General features: G+C 70.9%; 14 protein-coding genes. 7 read left to right on the top strand and 7 right to left on the bottom strand.

The features are described 5' to 3' along the window. The first annotated feature begins 29 nt into the window (after nucleotides 1-29). From U1T56_RS05390 to U1T56_RS05365, 6 genes are all read left to right on the top strand, one after another. A complete protein-coding gene (locus U1T56_RS05390; RefSeq protein WP_418158422.1) occupies nucleotides 30-656 on the top strand; it encodes a nucleotide-binding protein in 627 nt (208 codons plus the stop codon). Nucleotides 657-882: 226 nt separating this feature from the next. Next, nucleotides 883-1,722, top strand: a complete 840-nt coding sequence (locus tag U1T56_RS05385; protein WP_418158421.1) for an outer membrane protein assembly factor BamD — start codon at nucleotides 883-885, stop codon at nucleotides 1,720-1,722. Between the two features lie 28 nt (nucleotides 1,723-1,750). After that, a complete protein-coding gene (recN, locus tag U1T56_RS05380) occupies nucleotides 1,751-3,427 on the top strand; it encodes a DNA repair protein RecN (RefSeq protein ID WP_418158420.1) in 1,677 nt (558 codons plus the stop codon). Continuing rightward, a complete protein-coding gene (ligA, locus tag U1T56_RS05375) occupies nucleotides 3,424-5,523 on the top strand; it encodes an NAD-dependent DNA ligase LigA (RefSeq protein WP_418158419.1) in 2,100 nt (699 codons plus the stop codon). The genes recN and ligA overlap by 4 nt, the downstream gene beginning before the upstream one ends. Nucleotides 5,524-5,534: 11 nt before the next feature. Beyond that, on the top strand, nucleotides 5,535-5,801 hold the full coding sequence (locus U1T56_RS05370; RefSeq protein WP_418158418.1) for a PGPGW domain-containing protein: 267 nt from the start codon (nucleotides 5,535-5,537) through the stop codon (nucleotides 5,799-5,801). A gap of 9 nt (nucleotides 5,802-5,810) precedes the next feature. Further along, nucleotides 5,811-6,320, top strand: coding sequence for a GNAT family N-acetyltransferase (locus U1T56_RS05365; protein WP_418158417.1), 510 nt, complete (start codon nucleotides 5,811-5,813; stop codon nucleotides 6,318-6,320). Nucleotides 6,321-6,329: 9 nt separating this feature from the next. Here the strand turns inward: U1T56_RS05365 and U1T56_RS05360 are convergent, their stop codons facing one another. From U1T56_RS05360 to U1T56_RS05340, 5 genes are all read right to left on the bottom strand, one after another. Then, nucleotides 6,330-8,321 (bottom strand): aminopeptidase P family protein, encoded by a 1,992-nt coding sequence (locus U1T56_RS05360; RefSeq protein ID WP_418158416.1) that lies wholly within the window; start codon nucleotides 8,319-8,321, stop codon nucleotides 6,330-6,332. Then, complete coding sequence (locus U1T56_RS05355; protein ID WP_418158415.1) at nucleotides 8,318-9,064, bottom strand: helix-turn-helix transcriptional regulator; 747 nt, start codon at nucleotides 9,062-9,064, stop codon at nucleotides 8,318-8,320. The genes U1T56_RS05360 and U1T56_RS05355 overlap by 4 nt, the downstream gene beginning before the upstream one ends. A gap of 60 nt (nucleotides 9,065-9,124) precedes the next feature. Further along, nucleotides 9,125-9,649, bottom strand: a complete 525-nt coding sequence (gene infC, locus U1T56_RS05350) for a translation initiation factor IF-3 (RefSeq protein ID WP_418158414.1) — start codon at nucleotides 9,647-9,649, stop codon at nucleotides 9,125-9,127. A gap of 124 nt (nucleotides 9,650-9,773) precedes the next feature. After that, nucleotides 9,774-11,729 carry a threonine--tRNA ligase gene (gene thrS, locus U1T56_RS05345; protein WP_418158413.1) on the bottom strand — a complete coding sequence of 652 codons (1,956 nt, stop codon included), beginning with the start codon at nucleotides 11,727-11,729 and terminating at the stop codon, nucleotides 9,774-9,776. Between the two features lie 131 nt (nucleotides 11,730-11,860). After that, on the bottom strand, nucleotides 11,861-13,066 hold the full coding sequence (locus U1T56_RS05340) for a glycosyltransferase family 4 protein (protein ID WP_418158412.1): 1,206 nt from the start codon (nucleotides 13,064-13,066) through the stop codon (nucleotides 11,861-11,863). 149 nt (nucleotides 13,067-13,215) lie between these two features. Between U1T56_RS05340 and U1T56_RS05335 the strand changes: the two genes are divergently transcribed. Further along, nucleotides 13,216-14,016 carry an alpha/beta hydrolase gene (locus U1T56_RS05335; protein ID WP_418158411.1) on the top strand — a complete coding sequence of 267 codons (801 nt, stop codon included), beginning with the start codon at nucleotides 13,216-13,218 and terminating at the stop codon, nucleotides 14,014-14,016. Here the strand turns inward: U1T56_RS05335 and U1T56_RS05330 are convergent. Continuing rightward, nucleotides 13,971-14,828 carry an SDR family oxidoreductase gene (locus U1T56_RS05330; protein ID WP_418158410.1) on the bottom strand — a complete coding sequence of 286 codons (858 nt, stop codon included), beginning with the start codon at nucleotides 14,826-14,828 and terminating at the stop codon, nucleotides 13,971-13,973. The genes U1T56_RS05335 and U1T56_RS05330 overlap by 46 nt on opposite strands. Before the next feature lie 55 nt (nucleotides 14,829-14,883). Beyond that, nucleotides 14,884-16,038 carry a tRNA epoxyqueuosine(34) reductase QueG gene (gene queG, locus U1T56_RS05325; protein WP_418158409.1) on the bottom strand — a complete coding sequence of 385 codons (1,155 nt, stop codon included), beginning with the start codon at nucleotides 16,036-16,038 and terminating at the stop codon, nucleotides 14,884-14,886. Between the last annotated feature and the right edge of the window lie 55 nt (nucleotides 16,039-16,093).

The raw sequence follows: 16,093 nt of genomic DNA, 5'->3' as shown, positions 1-16,093 counted from the left end.
GGGCGGCAAAGGGGAGGCGCGGGGGAAGGATGCTGCGGGTTCTCGTCACCAACGTCAAAGGCGGCTGCGGCAAGACCACGATCGCCACCAACCTGGCCTCGGCCTTCGCCGCCGGCGGCTTCGCCACCGGGCTCGCCGAGGTCGACCGGCAGCGCTCCAGCCTGTCGTGGCTCTCGCTGCGCGGCGATCGCGCCAGGCCCATCACGCCGCTCGACTGGCGCAAGGATGCGGGCGAGGTTCCGGACGCCATCGAGCGCCTGATCATCGATGCGCCCGCCAACCTGAAAATGCGGCACGTGGCCGAACTGATCCAGGCGGCCGACCTCGTCGTCGTGCCGGTGCTGGCCTCGGTCTTCGACGAGGGCAGTACGGCCCGCTTCCTCGAGCGGCTCGACGAGCTGAAGCCGGTCCGCAAGGGCCGCAAGAGCATCGCCCTCGTCGCCAACCGGCTGCGGCCGCGCTCCAAGGCGACGCAGCGGCTCGAGGCTTTCCTCGAGCGCCTGCGCCAGCCCATCGCCGCCCGGCTCGGCGACCGCGCGATCTACGGCGAGCTCGCCGTCTCGGGACTCGGCATCTTCGACGTGGACGGCCAGGCCGTTCGGGCCGTGCGCGAGGAGTGGCGCCCCTTGCTCGGGATCATCGACGGGCTCGGCTGAGGCGGGCGGCAGGGCGAGGCCGCCCATGTCCGTCCGCGGCACCGTTCGCCGACGGCCTTGCGATGCGTGCGGGCCTGGGCCACATCCTTGCCGTGCTGGCGGTCTGGGCCTCCCTTGGCTATGGTTGCCGCGCAGAACGGCTGCCGCACTCTACCCATTGGTTCGCCCGGGCGGCAAGGCAGCGCGTATCGAGCGAGCGGATGATCTCCTGAGCTGGGTCAAGTGGATGTATTCGAGGCCGTCTTCGTCTGCAGCGCTCCATGGGGCGCGCCGTCTTTCCCTGGCGGCGGGCGCCGTTCTCCTGCTGCTCGCGGGCTGTGCCAGCGGCAAGCTCGACGACGACCGGCTTCCCGACCAGCCGCCCGAGGAACTCTACCGCCAGGGTCAGCAGAAGCTCGACCAGGGCAATTACGAGGCGGCCGCCAAGGCGTTCGAGGAGGTCGAGCGGCAGCATCCCTACTCGCAGTGGGCGACGCGCGGTGAGCTGATGGCGGCCTTCGCCTACTATCAGGCCAACAAGTACGACGAGGCGATCGGCGCCGCGCAGCGCTACATCGACCTCCACCCCGGCAGCAAGGACGTGCCTTACGCCCATTACCTCATGGGCCTGTGCTACTACGAGCAGATCTCCGACGTCGGCCGCGACCAGGAGATGACGCAGAAGGCGCTCGATACGTTCAGCGAGCTGGTCCGGCGCTACCCGGAGAGCCAGTACGCAGCGGACGCCAAGCTCAAGATCGACCTCGTCCGCGACCATCTCGCCGGCAAGGAGATGGAGGTCGGCCGCTACTACGAGCGCCGGAAGCTCTGGCTCGCCGCCATCAACCGCTTCCAGAACGTGGTCCAGAACTACCAGACCACGACACACGTGCCGGAGGCGCTGCACCGTCTGACCGAGAGCTATCTGGCGCTCGGCATGAAGCAGCAGGCGCAGGAGGCCGCGGCCGTGCTCGGCTACAACTTCCCGGGCAGCGAGTGGTACCAGCGTTCCTACGCTCTTCTGAAGGGCGAGAACCTCGAGCCCGGCAGGAGCGGGAGCGGCTCCTGGCTGAGCCGCCTGTTCTGAGCAGCCGGGAGCCCGGCGGTCGCGCGCCATGCTGAGAAGCCTGTCGATCCGCGACATCGTCCTGATCGAGCGCCTCGAGCTCGGCTTCGGTGCCGGCCTCACCGCGCTCACGGGCGAGACCGGGGCCGGCAAGTCGATCATCCTGGACGCGCTGGGCCTGGCGCTGGGCGGCCGCAGCGACCGCGGCCTCGTGCGCAGCGGTGCCGAGCAGGGCTCGGTCGTGGCCGAGTTCGAGCCGCACGAGCCCGCGGCCCTGGAAGCCCTGCTCCACGACAACGGCATCCCGTTCGAGGGCGAGCTGATCCTGCGGCGCATCGTCACCGCCGACGGCCGCAGCCGCGCCTTCGTCAACGACACGGCGGTGAGCACGGCGCTCCTGCGGCAGGTCGGCGAGCTGCTGGTCGAGGTTCACGGCCAGTTCGAGCAGCGCGGCCTCATGAACCCGCAGGCGCATCGCGGCATCCTGGACGCGTTCGGCGGGCTCGGCCCGCTCGTGGCCCAGGTGCGCACGGCCCATGCCGCCTGGCGCAAAGCTGCCGGCCGGCTGGCCGAGTTCAAAGAGCAGCTCGCCACCGCCCAGCGCGAGGAGGACTATCTGCGCCATCGCGAGCGCGAGCTTTCCGACCTCGATCCCAAGGCGGGCGAGGAGGAGGAGCTGGCGCTGCGCCGGCAGAGCCTCATGAACCGCGAGAAGCTGATGACGGCGCTCGGCGAGGCGCTCGCGGCCGTGAGCGGCAATGGCGGGGCGCTGGAGCGCCTGGGTGCCGCCGAGCGCAAGCTCGAGCGCAGCGCCGGCATGGCGCCCGAGCTCCTGGAGCCTGCGGTGGCAGCGCTCGGCCGGGCGCTGGTCGAGGTCGGCGAGGCCGAAGCCGTGATCGAGAGCGCGCTGCGCGGCCTCGAGGACGGCAGCGGCACGCTTGAGGCGGTCGAGGAGCGGCTGTTCGCCTTGCGCGACGCGGCGCGCAAGCACCGTGTCCCGGTGGATGCGCTGCCGGATCTCCTCGCCGAGACGCGGACCCTGCTCGAGCGGATCGACGCCGGGGCCGGGGAGGTGGAGGCGGCCGAGCGCGAGGTGGCGGCGGCGCGCGCCGCTTATCGCGATGCCGCGAGAGTGCTTTCGCAGGCGCGTGCCGAGGCGGCGGCGAAGCTGGCCGAGGCGGTCATGGCCGAGCTGCCGCCTCTGAAGCTCGAGCGGGCGAGGGTGCGCGTGCGGCTCGAGCCGCTGCCCGAGGAGGAATGGGGCCCGGAGGGGGCGGAGCGGGTGGCGTTCGAGGTCAGCACGAACCCCGGCCAGCCCTTCGGTCCCATCGGCAAGATCGCATCCGGCGGCGAGCTCAGCCGCTTCATGCTGGCGCTGAAGGTGGTGCTGGCCCGGCTCGATTCGGCCGGCACCCTGATCTTCGACGAGGTCGACGCCGGGATCGGCGGGGCGACCGCCGCGGCGGTGGGCGAGCGCTTGGCGCGGCTCGGCCTCGAGCGGCAGGTGCTGGTCGTGACCCATGCGCCGCAGGTGGCGGCCTGCGCCGATCACCAGTGCAGCGTCAGCAAGCATGTCGAGGGTGGGAGGACGCGCGTGGCGGTGCGCGAGCTCGAGGCGAGCGAGCGGCGCGACGAGATCGCCCGCATGCTGGCCGGGGCCGAGGTCACGGACGCCGCCCGCGCCGCAGCGGAGAGCCTGATGCGCGTGGCAGGGGTGGCCGGATGAAGAGGCCAGAGACCTTCGAGCGGCCGGTGGAGGCGCTGAGCGAGCAGGAGGCCGCGGCCGAGCTCGCCTGGCTCGCGGAAGAGATCGCCCGCCACGACCGGCTCTACTACCGCGACGCGGCACCGGAAATCTCGGATGCCGAGTACGACCATCTCCGCGCCCGCAACGCGGCGCTGGAACGGCGCTTCCCGGCGCTGATCCGGGCCGACAGCCCTTCGCTGCGCGTCGGCGCCGCCCCGGTCGAGGCGTTCGGCAAGGTGGTCCACACCGTGCCGATGCTTTCGCTCGACAACGCCATGACCGAGGAGGACCTGCGCGAGTTCGTGGCGCGCATCCGCCGCTTCCTCAACCTGCCGGCCGATGTCCCGCTCGACTTCGTGGCCGAGCCCAAGATCGACGGGCTTTCCTGCTCGCTCCGCTACGAGAACGGGCTGCTCGTGCGCGGCGCCACGCGCGGCGACGGCACGGTGGGCGAGGACGTGACCGCGAACGTGCGCACGATCCGCGACATCCCGCAGCGCCTCGCCGTCGCCGACCCGCCGGCCGTGCTCGAGGTCCGGGGCGAGGTGTTCATGGAGCGGCCGGATTTCCTCAGCTTGAACGAGCGCCGCGAGGCCGCGGGCGAGCCACCCTTCATGAACCCGCGGAACGCCGCGGCCGGCTCGCTCCGCCAGCTCGACAGCAGGATCACCGCGAGCCGGCGCCTGCGCTTCTTCGCGTATGGCTGGGGCGAGGCCGATCCGCCGATCCGGGGCACCTACAGCGGCTTCCTCGAGCGCCTGAAGGCCATGGGCTTTCGGGTGAACCCCGAAGCCCGGCGCTGCGCCAGCGTCGAGGAGCTCCTGGAATATCATCGCGCCATCGGCGAGCGGCGCCATGCGCTGCCCTACGACATCGACGGTGTCGTCGACAAGATCGATCGGATCGACCTGCAGGAGCGCCTGGGCTTCGTCGGCCGGGCGCCACGCTGGGCCATCGCCCACAAGTTCGCCGCGCAGCAGGCCGAGACGGTGGTGAAGGCGATCACGATCCAGGTCGGCCGCACCGGGGCGCTCACACCCGTGGCCGAGCTCGAGCCGATCACGGTGGGCGGTGTCGTCGTCTCCCGGGCGACACTCCACAACCAGGACTATATCGAGGCCAAGGACATCCGGGTCGGCGACACGGTCGTGATCCAGCGCGCGGGCGACGTGATCCCACAGGTGGTGGCGGTGGTGGCGGGCCGGCGACCGGAAGGCACGGTGCCCTTCGTCTTCCCCGACCACTGCCCGCAGTGCGGTTCGCTCGCCGTCCGGCCCGAGGGCGAGGCGATCCGGCGCTGCACGGGCGGCCTGATCTGCCCGGCCCAGCTCGCCGAGCGGCTCAGGCACTTCGTCTCCAGGAACGCCTTCGACATCGAGGGGCTGGGCAGGAAACAGGTGCCGCAGCTCCTCGCTGCCGGGCTCGTGAAGAGTCCGGTCGACCTCTTCCGCCTCGCCCGCGACGAGAGCAAGCTGAGGGCCCTCGCCAAGCTCGAGGGCTGGGCGGCGCGGAAGGTGCAGAAGCTCAAGGAGGCGATCGAGGCACGGCGGACGATCCCGCTCGACCGCTTCATCTACGCGCTCGGCATCCGCTTCGTGGGCGAGGTCAATGCCCGGATGCTGGCCCGCCATTACGGCACCTACGAGCGCTGGCGCGACGCCATGCTGGCGCTGGCACGAGGCGACGAGGAGGCGAAGGCCGAGCTCGACGTGATCGACGGCGTCGGTCCGGCGCTGATCGAGCAGCTCGCCGACTTCTTCAAGGAGCCGCACAACATCGAGGCGATCGAGGATCTCGCGGCCGAGCTCACCATCGAGCCCGTGGCTGCCGTGAAGACCTCCACCTCGCCGCTCTCCGGCAAGACGATCGTGTTCACCGGCAGCCTCGAGCGGATGACCCGTGCGGAAGCCAAGGCGCGGGCCGAGGCGCTCGGCGCCAAGGTCGCGGGCTCGGTTTCCCGGAGCACGGATTACGTCGTGGCGGGGGCGGAGGCCGGATCGAAGCTCGCCAAGGCGCAGGAATTCGGGGTAAAGGTCCTGAGCGAGGCCGACTGGCTCAGCTTGGCGGGGCGATGATGGGACGACTGATGGCGATCGGGCTCGGCTACGGCTTTCTGGCGTTGGGCGTGCTCGGGCTGTTCCTGCCGATCCTGCAGGGGGTGCTGTTCATCGTGATCGGCCTGCTGATCCTCTCGCGGTACACGGCCTGGGCCGAGCGACTGCTGGCGCGGCTGGCCGAGCGTCATCCCCGCCTCTATCTCGTGATCGAGCGCGCCGAGGTCCTGCTCTCGGGCTGGAGGCAGGCCGTCGCCGCGCGGCTCGGGCGCCTGTTCCCGAACCTCTCCGACGGCTGAGGCGACCGCTTGGTCGAGGCGCCCGCTGGCCTGATCTTGCGCGCTGCGCGCCTCGACGACGCCGAGGCCTTGTGCGCCCTCGCCAACGAGGCGAGCTATCGCTGGGGCACGCTGCGGCTGCCCTACCAGAGCCTCGAGGAGACACGGCGCTGGCTGCAGGGCCTGAGTGCCGACGACCTGCTGCTAGTGGGCGAGCTCGGCGGCAAGGTGGTCGGCAATGGCGGCCTGCACCGCGCCACCGGCCGACGGCGGCACGCGGCCGTGCTCGGCATGGGCGTCGCCGAGGCCTGGCAGGGGAAGGGCATCGGCCGGGTCTTGCTCGCGGCCCTGATCGACGCGGCCGACAACTGGCTGGACCTGCGCCGGCTGGAGCTCACGGTCTACACCGACAACACCCGCGCCATAGCGCTCTACGAGCGCTTCGGCTTCGCACGCGAAGGGGTGATGCGCGCCTACGCCTATCGCGACGGAAGCTACGTCGACGCCCTCCTCATGGCACGGCTGCGCGGGCTGCCTTGAAGCGCCCCGTCAGAGCGGGGCCGTCGCCGCCTCGAGCCAGGGGCCGGCCTCGCCCACGAGCGGCAGGAGCTCCTCGCGCACGCGCGCGTGGTAGGCGTCGAGCCAGGAGCGCTCCTCGGCCGTGAGCAGCGCCGGCTCGATCAGGCGGCGGTCGATCGGGCAGAGGGTGAGCGTGCGAAAGCCCAGAAGTTTGCGCTCGCCGCCTTCGGGCTTCTCGCGCGGCTCGACCGCGACCAAGTTCTCGATCCGGATGCCGTAAGCACCCGGCTTGTAGTAGCCGGGCTCGTTGCTGAGGATCATGCCGGGCTCGAGCCGGGCCGTGCCGAGCTTGCTGATCCGCGCCGGGCCCTCGTGGACGCAAAGATAGGAGCCGACGCCGTGGCCGGTGCCGTGGTCGAAGTCGAGCCCGTGCCGCCAGAGCGCCAGCCGGGCGAAGGCGTCGATCTGGGCACCGGTGGTGCCTTCCGGGAAGACGGCGAGCGAGATCGCGATCATGCCCTTGAGCACGAGGGTGAAGCGCTCGCGCATCTCTTCGCCGGGCGTGCCCAGCGCCACCGTGCGGGTGATGTCGGTGGTGGCGTCGAGATACTGGGCGCCGCTGTCGACGAGATAGAGCGTGCCGCCGGTGAGCGGGCGGTTGGTCGAAGGGGTCGAGCGGTAGTGGGGCAGGGCGGCGTTGGGGCCGTGGGCCGAGATCGTCTCGAAGCTCGGGCCGCGGAAGAGCGGGTCCTTCGCGCGCTCCTGCGCCAGCCGCGCCGCTGCCCCGAGCTCGTCGAGGCTGCCGTCGAGCGGCCGATCGTCGAGCCAGGCGAGAAAGCGCACGACGGCGGCGCCGTCGCGGCGCTGCGCGTCGATCGCACCCTCGATCTCGACCGGGTTCTTCTGTGCCTTGGCGAGAACGCAAGGGTCCTCGCCCTCGATCAGCCTGGCTCCGGCCGCCTTCAGCCGCTCGAGGAAGCCGACATGCGCCGAGGTCGGATCGACCAGGACCTTGGCCCCTGCGCGGCCGAGCGCATCGAGCGCCGTCACGAAGCCGTCGACCGGCTCGACCGCGACCGCGTTGGGCAGGGCGAGGCCCTTGGGCAGCTTGCGCGGGTCCACGAACCAGCGGCAGGTACCGTCCCGGCCGAGGAGCGCGTAGCTCAGGACCAGGGGATTGAACGGGATGTCGCCGCCGCGGACGTTGAGGAGCCAGGCGATGGAATCGGCCGCCGTGAGCAGGAGCACGTCCGCCCCCTTCTCGCCCACGGCCTTGCCCATTCGCTCGCGCTTATGAGCGCTGCTCTCGCCGGCGTAGCGCTCGTCGTGGAGGTGCACGGGGGCTATGGGCCGCGGCGGGCGGTCGGTCCAGATCGCGTCCACCGGGTTGGGATCGAGCGACACCAAGGTGCCATCCTTGGCCGCGGCCACGGCTTCCAGCCGCTGGACCTCGGCGCGCTTCGCGAGCCAGGGATCGTAGCCGAGCCGGGCTCCTTGCGGCAGATGCTGCTCGAGCCAGCGGGAGGGGGGCTCGTCGACGATGTGCCGGCGCTCGAACAGCGCGGGATCGACCTCCTGCTCGATCTGCACCGTGTAGCGTCCGTCCGTGAACACGGCTGCCCGATCCATGAGCACGACCGCGGTCGCGGCCGAGCCCGTGAAGCCGGTGAGCCAGGCGACGCGCTCGGCATAGCCCGGCAGGTACTCGCTGCCGTGCTCGTCCGTGCGCATCAGGACGAAGCCGTCGACACCGCGCCGGCGCAGCTCGTCGCGGAAGCGTGCCAGCCGCTCGGCGCGGTCCGGTGCCGCGGCCGGCGGGGCGCCGCGCAGGCGCTCGCGCCGCTCGCGCAGCGCCGCCACGAGCGGCTCGGGCAGGTCGCTGCCGATCAAGGCGAGCCAGGCATCGGGCTCGCGGGCGGGAGGTGCGGCCAGGGTGCCGGCCAGGAGGGCGTCGAGCGCCCCGAGATCGTCCGGCAGCCCGGCCTGCCGGAGAAGGGCTGCCAAGTCGGATGATCGGCTCATGAATGATCCTCGGAGCGGCTTCTGGAGGTGGCTCGCGCCGTCGCGGGATTCTGCCGCCGCTCGCGCTCGGAGGCCAGCCAGCCGGCGTGCCGGGTCAGGACGAGGCGGATCGCCTCGCCCCGGCTGCGCACGCCGAGCCGGCGATACGCGGCCTGAAGGTGGATCTTCACCGTGCGGGCGCTGAGGCCCAGCCGGTCGGCGATCTCCTCGTTCGAGGCACCGCGCTCGACCAGCTCGAACAGCACGTCCCGCTGGCGCCGGGTGAGGCGCAGCTCCCCGTCCCGCCCGGTCGCGGTCTCGCCGCGCCGGCCGAGCAGCAGGAGCGCCATGAGATCGGTGGCGGCCCAGAGCACGTGCTCGGACCAGGCATCGAGCGGCGGAGCGCTGCGCAGGCCCACCTCCAGCACGCCCAAGGCGCGCTCTCCGACCAGGATCGGGACGACGGCCCAGCTATCGTCCGGTGCAGCAGCGGGATCGGTTCCTTGCACGATGGCCTGCTCGGCCATGGCGCGCACGATGGCCATAGCGCGCGCCCGTCCGGCAGGCGCACGCTGGTGCCCGGCATGAACGATGTCGCGGAGCTGCCGGCCGTCTTCCGCCAGCGCCACCCGGACCCAGCTCACCGTGGCGAGGCGCGCGAGCTCGCCGGCCATGGCGCACAGGCCCGCTTCGGGCTCGGGATCGGCCAGCGCCACCTCGCTGAGCCGCAGGAGGCAGAGCAGCTCGGCGCAGCAGCGGGGCATGGAATCACCCTCAGCCGCAAGGCACGGCCTGTCCGGCGGCAGCATGGCGAGGGGTGCGGCTTACTTCGTCGGTGCCAGCACCATGATCATCTGCCGGCCTTCGAGCTTCGGCATCTGCTCGACCTTGGCGATGTCGGCGACCTCGGTGCGGATCTTCTCGAGGATATCCATGGCCAGGTGCTGGTGCGCCATCTCGCGGCCACGGAAGCGCATCGTGATCTTGACCTTGTCGCCTTCCTCGATGAACTCGCGCACCTTGCGCATCTTGATGGCGTAGTCGTTGTCGTCGATGCCCGGGCGCATCTTGATCTCCTTGATCTCGATGACGCGCTGCTTTTTCCGGGCGGCGTTGGCCTTCTTCTGGGCCTCGTACTTGAACTTGCCGTAGTCGAGGATCTTGCATACCGGCGGCGTCGCGTTCGGAGAGATCTCGACGAGGTCGAGGCCGGCCTCCTCGGCCCTGGCCAAAGCTTCCCTGAGCGGCACGATGCCGATCATGGTGCCTTGTGAGTCGATCAGACGAACCTCGCGTGCCTCGATCCGGTAGTTGACGCGATAATCTTCCTGCTGCGCGGCCGTTGCCATATGGGTCGAAAATCCTCCGTTGCTACACCAAAGGGGCCGCCCCGCCTCCGCTGAGCGACCCGTGAACGACACCTTCCCGGCGCTGCCCCGTCCGGGCGCGCCACGCCCGGAGCCGACGGACCGGTCATGCGTCGGGGGGCACCGATTCCCGCTGACACAAAGCGACCGCCTCGTCAAGCGCGAGCACGGTCTGCTCCGTGCTGCCCAGACGCCGCAGACTCACCTTGCGCTCGGCCTGCTCCCGCGCGCCGACCGCGAGCAGGAGCGGGACCTTGCGCAAGGAATGCTCGCGGACCTTGTAGCCGATCTTGTCGGCCCGCGTGTCGGCCTCGGCCCTGATGCCTGCGGCCATCAGGCGCTGGGTGACCTCGAGCGCGTACGCGTCGGCATCGTTCGTGATGGTCGCGACCACCGCCTGGACCGGTGCCAGCCACATCGGCAGCCGGCCGGCATAGTGCTCGATCAGGATGCCGATGAAGCGCTCGAGCGAGCCTAAGATCGCCCGGTGCAGCATCACCGGCCGGTGCTTCGCGCCATCGGGACCGATATAGTTGGCATCCAGCCGTTCCGGAAGGACGAAGTCCACCTGCAGCGTGCCGCACTGCCAGTCGCGGCCGATGGCATCGCGCAGGACGAACTCGAGCTTGGGGCCGTAGAAAGCGCCTTCGCCGGGATTGAGCGTGCACTCGAGCCCGGCGGCCTTGACCGCTTCCCACAAGGCGGCCTCGGCCTTGTCCCAGATCTCGTCCGCACCTGCGCGCACGGGCGGGCGATCGGAGAACTTCACCCGCACGTCGGTGAAGCCGAAATCCTTGTAGACGCTCATGAGAAGATCGCAGAAGGCGACGCTCTCCTCGGTGATCTGGTCGGGCGTACAGAAGATGTGCGCGTCGTCCTGGGTGAAGGCACGCACCCGCATGATACCGTGCAGAGCGCCCGAGGGCTCGTTGCGGTGGCAAGAGCCGAACTCGGCCATGCGGAGCGGTAGGTCGCGGTAGCTGTGCAAATGCTGGTTGAAGATCTGCACGTGGCCAGGGCAGTTCATCGGCTTCAGAGCGAGATGGCGATCCTCGGCCTCGAGCGCGAACATGTTCTCGCGGAACTTCTCCCAGTGGCCGGAGCGCTCCCACAGGACGCGATCGACGAGTTGGGGCGTCTTGACCTCGACATAGCCCGCGCGCTGCAGCCGGCGGCGGACATAGTTCTCGACCGCGCGCCACAGCGTCCAGCCGTGCGGGTGCCAGAACACCGAGCCCGCCGCCTCCTCCTGGACGTGGAAGAGGTCCATCTCGCGGCCGAGCCTGCGATGGTCGCGGCGCTCGGCCTCCTCGAGCTGGTGGAGGTAGGCGTCGAGCTGCTGCTTCGTCGGAAACGCCGTGCCGTAGATGCGCTGGAGCTGCGGGTTCCTGGCGTCGCCGCGCCAGTAGGCGCCCGCCACCTTCATCAGCTTGAAGGCACCGATCCTGCCGGTGGAGGGTCCGTGCGGCCCGCGGCAGAGATCGAACCAGCCGTCCTGGTGGTAGAGCGTGACCGGCTCATCCTCCGGGATGGCGTCGAGCAGCTCGAGCTTGAAGCGCTCGCCCATGCTCTCGAACTTCCTGCGCGCCTCCTCGCGGCTCACGACCTCGCGCGTGAAGCGCTTGTCGGCCTTCACGATCTCGGCCATGCGTGCCTCGATCCGGGCGAGGTCCTCGGTCGAGAACGGCTCGTTGCGGTAGAAGTCGTAATAGAAGCCGTTCTCGATCGCTGGCCCGATCGTGACCTGCGTGCCGGGGAACAGCTCCTGCACGGCCTCGGCCATGACGTGCGCGCAGTCGTGGCGGATCACCGGCAGCGCTTCCGCGTCCTCGGCGCGGATCAGGCGTACCCGCGCATCGTGCGTGATCGGCCGGTCGAGATCCCAGAGCTCGCCGTCGACCTCGACGACGATCGCACTCTTGGCGAGGCTCTTCGAGATCGAGCGCGCGATCTCGGCCCCGGTCACGCCGCTCGTGAAGGTCCGCGTGCTGTGATCGGGAAACGTGATCGTGATCGATCCCTGCACAGGCGCGTCGACTGGGGCGGAAGCCGAAAGGTTCATGAGATCCAAGCCTGGAGTTGGATGAGGGACGACGAGGCGTCGGTCCCGGCGGCACGACCGGACGGGCGCACCCTCTAGGGCGGAGATGTCACCTGTCAAGCCGAGGCGGATGGACTCTTATAGATGGAGCGTCAGCCGGCTTCCACCAGCGAATTGCCGTAGGCCTCGCGCCGGCGGGGTGCGGGCCGGGCCAGCTCGCGGTAGACGTCGAGGGTGCGGGCGCACATCGGCCCCATCCCGAACTCGCTCACCACGAAGGCGCGCGCCCGCGCCGCGAGGCGCTGCACCACGTCCTCGCTCAGGGAAAGCGCCAGCTCCAGCGCGCGCGCAAGCTCGTCCACGTCGTCGGGCGGCAGGAGCCAGCCCGTGGCCGCGGGCAGGACGCTCTCGCTGAGCGCACCATGGTTCGTGACGATCACGGGCTTGCCCATCGCCTGGGCCGCGACCGCCATGAAGCCGGAGGGATCGGGCCGGGTCGTCGGCAGCACCACGACGTCGGCCAAGGTCAGCGCCGCCGGCAGGTCTTCGGCCTCGCCGCCGAAGCGCACCCGCTCGCCGAGGCCGGTGCGCCGGAGCGTGGCCAGGATTTCCTTCACGTAGGCGCTGTGCGGATCGAGGTCGCCCACGAACAGGACGACGAAGTCCGAGCGCTCGATCCGGGTCAGCGCGGCCAGGAGCAGGAGATGGCCGCGGCCCCTGATGACGCTGCCCGGCATCATCACTACCTTGGGGCCGGGACTGATGCCCCAGCGCTCGGCCAGCGCCACGACCCGATGGCCGCGCACGCGCACCGGGTCGAACTCCTCGGGGTCGATCCAGCGCCGGACGACCCGGATGCGCGCGGGATCGACCTTGAACCGGTTGGCCAGCTCCTCGGCGATGAAGTCCGAGACCGCGATCACCCGCTCGCCCGCGGCCATGATGCCGTAGTAGCGACGGCCGAGGACACCCTTGATCGGGTAGACGTCGTGGAAGGTGGTCATGAAGGAGGCATCGGTGCGGCGGGTGGCGAAAGCTCCGCTCCAGGCCGGCCCGGGCGCCCTGGCATGGACGATGTCGATCCGGTGCCTGCGGACCGCCCTGGCGATGCGTCGGGCGTTGCGCCAGATGGCGAGCCAGCCGGCGCGGTCGAGCGGCAGGCGGAGATGGGTGCCGCCCGCGACCGCAAGGTCGCGCTCCAGCGGCCCGCCGGCCGAGGCGACGATGGCGCGCCAGCCCTTCTGGCGAAGGTAGCGGGCCATGTCCACGGTGCTGCGGCCGAGCTCGTCGCGCTCGAGCCGCGGCAGAAGTTGAAGCACGGCGGGGCGGCCGCGATCGGGGGCGGAGGCGTCAGGCATGGGACGAGGAGGCACCGTTTGCTGGCAACAGGTCAACAGACATCCCAGGCTCCACGAGCCAGTGGCGAGCGTCCGCACCCCGTGCCCGACGGCCAGCGCGCTGACGGATGAGATGACCCAACGATGAACCTAACGGATCTCGCCTGATCATGCAAACGACCCTCGGCCGTCTCAACCGACCCGGCCATCCCGCGCTGAGTTGGCGATACACGCCCGGAGCCCTGCCGACGGTGATGTTCCTGACCGGCTTCCGCTCCGACATGACCGGCAGCAAGGCCCTTCATCTCGAGCGGCACTGCGCCACGCGCGGCCAGGGCTACATCCGCTTCGACTATCGCGGCCACGGCGCTTCCGGCGGCCGGTTCGAGGAGGGCTGCATCGGCGACTGGACGGCGGACACCCTGGCCGTCCTGGATACGGTGGCACCGCCCGGTCCGGTCGTGCTGGTCGGCTCCAGCATGGGCGGCTGGATCATGCTGCTCGTAGCACTGGCCCGGCCGGATCGGGTGAAGGGGCTGGTCGGGATCGCGCCGGCTCCGGACTTCACCGAGGACCTGATCCGGCCGAACCTGGGACCGGAGCAGAAGGAGGCGCTGGCCCGGGATGGCATGTTCCTCGCCCCTTCGGCTTACGGCGAGCCGATACCGATCACGCGCCGGCTGCTCGAGGACGGTGCCAGGCATCTCGTCCTACGCGCACCCTTGCCGATCCGCTGCCCGGTCCATCTCCTGCACGGTCAGCAGGACCCGGACGTGCCCTGGCAGACCTCGCTCCGGCTCGCCGGAGCGCTCGCGAGCACGGCCGTGACGGTCGAGCTGATCAAGGACGGCGACCACCGCCTCTCGCGCGAGGAGGACCTGCGCCGGATCGCCACGGCGCTCGACCGGGTGCTGGAGCAGGTGGCTCAGGGCCCGTCGACCGGCAGCAGCGCCCGGAGCCCCTCGCGGTAGGTGGGATAGGCGAGCGTGACGCCTAGCTCCCGCTTGATCCGGTCGTTCCGCACCCGGCGGTTGTCGCGGTAGAAGGTGCGGGCCATCGGCGAGAGCTCGGCCGTCTCGTAAGGCTGCTCCGGCGGCGGGTCGGTGCCGGCAAGGGCGGCCGCATAGGCCACGACGTCCTGCGGCGGGGCGGGCTCGTCGTCGCAGACATTGTAGATCGCACCGGGCCGCGGGCGCGCCATCGAGGCCGCGAGCACGGTCGCGATGTCCTCGACGTGGATGCGCGAGAAGACCTGCCCCGGCTTCACGATCCGCCGTGCCGTGCCCTCCTTCAGGTTCACGAAGGCGTTGCGGCCGGGGCCGTAGATGCCGGCGAGACGGAAGATATGGACCGGCAGGCCCGATTCGCGCCATGCCGCCTCGGCGCGGGCGCGCCGGTCGGCCCGTGCCAGCGTCGGCTCGATCGGCGTGTCCTCGTCGACCCAGCCGCCCTGCCGGTCGCCGTAGACCGCGGTCGTGCCGAGATAGCCGATCCAGGCGAGGCCGGGAAGGGCGGCGAGATCGCGCGCGTGCAGGTCGAGCACGGGATCACCCGCCTCGTCGGGCGCGATCGAGGTCAGCGCATGGGTGACGCCCACCAGCGCTTCGGGCGGGAGAGGGTGCATACGGTCGAAGACGAACACGCGCCAGCCCTCGGCCGCGAGCGCTGCCGCCTTCTCGGGCCCGCGCGTGGTGCCCCGGATCTCCCAGCCCTGCCCGGCGAGCCGGCGGGCGAGGGTCAGGGCCGAGTAGCCGAGGCCGAAGCAGAACAGGATCCGGGACAAGGCTCCGTGCACCTCCGAGCGGAACGGCCGTCGACCGGCCGCAGCGGTGCCGCTTCTAGCCCGGATCGGGCGCGTCGCCTACCGCGCACGCCTGCCATTCGGCGCGAACCTCCGGGTCGGTCTCCAGAGGAAGGTGCACGGCCGCGAGGGCCTGCAGGCGCTCGGTCGGCAGAAGCTGCGAGAGCGCCCACACCGCCATGCCGCGCACGAGCGGGGAGGGATCGGCGAGGAGGCGCTCGGCGGCGGGGGCTAGGGTCGCGTCGCCGCTGTTGCCGAGTGCTATCAGCACGTTGCGCACGAACCGGTCGCGGCCGATCCGCTTCACCGGGCTGCCGGCGAAGCGCTGGCGGAAGGAAGCATCGTCGAGGGCGGCGAGCTCGGCCAGGGGTGGGCGCACGAGATCCTCGCGCGCCTTCAGCTTCAGCTCGGACGCGGCCACCGCGAACTTGTTCCAGGGACAGACGGCGAGGCAATCGTCGCAGCCGTAGATCCGGTTGCCCAAGGCCGGCCGCAGCTCGCGCGGGATCGGGCCTTTGTGCTCGATCGTGAGATAGGAGATGCAGCGCCGGGCATCGAGCCGGTAGGGGGCGGGAAAGGCGTCGGTCGGGCAGGCATCGAGGCAGCGCCGGCAGCGGCCGCAATGGTCAGTCTCGGGCACGTCCGCCGGCAGCTCCAGCGTGGTCAGGATCTCGCCCAGGAACAGCCAGGAGCCGAGCTCGCGGCTGACGAGGTTCGTGTGCTTGCCCTGCCAGCCGAGACCCGCCGCCTGTGCCAGCGGCTTCTCGAGCAGCGGGGCCGTGTCCACGAACACCTTGACCTCGGCCCCGAACTTCGCGGCGATCCAGCCCGCGAGCTCCTTGAGCCGGCCCTTGAGCACGTCGTGATAGTCGCGGTTGCGGGCGTAGACCGAGATATAGCCCCGATCGGGAGCTTCGAGCTCCGGCCGCGGATCGTGGCCCGGCCCGTAGTTGAGCCCGCAGACGATGGCCGTGCGTGCCACCGGCCACAGGCCTTCCGGCCGCTCGCGGCGCTCGGGCTCCCGCGCCAGCCAGTCCATCGTGCCGTGATGGCCGGCGGCGAGCGCCGCGCGGTAGCGGGCCGACACCTCGGCCGGCAGGGTCGCGGCCGCAAAGCGCAGCGGGCCGAGCCCGAGTGTTGCCGCCCGCTCCCGGATGGCGGCGGCGATGGCCGCAGGGGTAGCAGCGCTCATGCCGGTTGCCTTCGCCTGTTTCGCTGCTTCATGCCGTCCTTGTAGAACCCTGGAA

The sequence above is a fragment of the Benzoatithermus flavus genome (assembly GCF_037908215.1).
GTDB lineage: Bacteria > Pseudomonadota > Alphaproteobacteria > Geminicoccales > Geminicoccaceae > Benzoatithermus > Benzoatithermus flavus.
Note: the sequence above shows the minus strand (reverse complement) of the source record. Positions and strands in the feature narration are given on the sequence as shown.

What these genes read in the sequence shown, in the direction of transcription:
- U1T56_RS05390 (WP_418158422.1), top strand. Translation starts at nt 30, where the DNA reads ATGCTGCGGGTTCTCGTCACCAACGTCAAAGGCGGCTGCGGCAAGACC.
- U1T56_RS05385 (WP_418158421.1), top strand. Translation starts at nt 883, where the DNA reads ATGTATTCGAGGCCGTCTTCGTCTGCAGCGCTCCATGGGGCGCGCCGT.
- recN (WP_418158420.1), top strand. Translation starts at nt 1,751, where the DNA reads ATGCTGAGAAGCCTGTCGATCCGCGACATCGTCCTGATCGAGCGCCTC.
- ligA (WP_418158419.1), top strand. Translation starts at nt 3,424, where the DNA reads ATGAAGAGGCCAGAGACCTTCGAGCGGCCGGTGGAGGCGCTGAGCGAG.
- U1T56_RS05370 (WP_418158418.1), top strand. Translation starts at nt 5,535, where the DNA reads ATGGCGATCGGGCTCGGCTACGGCTTTCTGGCGTTGGGCGTGCTCGGG.
- U1T56_RS05360 (WP_418158416.1), bottom strand. Translation starts at nt 8,321, where the DNA reads ATGAGCCGATCATCCGACTTGGCAGCCCTTCTCCGGCAGGCCGGGCTG.
- U1T56_RS05355 (WP_418158415.1), bottom strand. Translation starts at nt 9,064, where the DNA reads ATGCCCCGCTGCTGCGCCGAGCTGCTCTGCCTCCTGCGGCTCAGCGAG.
- infC (WP_418158414.1), bottom strand. Translation starts at nt 9,649, where the DNA reads ATGGCAACGGCCGCGCAGCAGGAAGATTATCGCGTCAACTACCGGATC.
- thrS (WP_418158413.1), bottom strand. Translation starts at nt 11,729, where the DNA reads ATGAACCTTTCGGCTTCCGCCCCAGTCGACGCGCCTGTGCAGGGATCG.
- U1T56_RS05340 (WP_418158412.1), bottom strand. Translation starts at nt 13,066, where the DNA reads ATGCCTGACGCCTCCGCCCCCGATCGCGGCCGCCCCGCCGTGCTTCAA.
- U1T56_RS05335 (WP_418158411.1), top strand. Translation starts at nt 13,216, where the DNA reads ATGCAAACGACCCTCGGCCGTCTCAACCGACCCGGCCATCCCGCGCTG.
- queG (WP_418158409.1), bottom strand. Translation starts at nt 16,038, where the DNA reads ATGAGCGCTGCTACCCCTGCGGCCATCGCCGCCGCCATCCGGGAGCGG.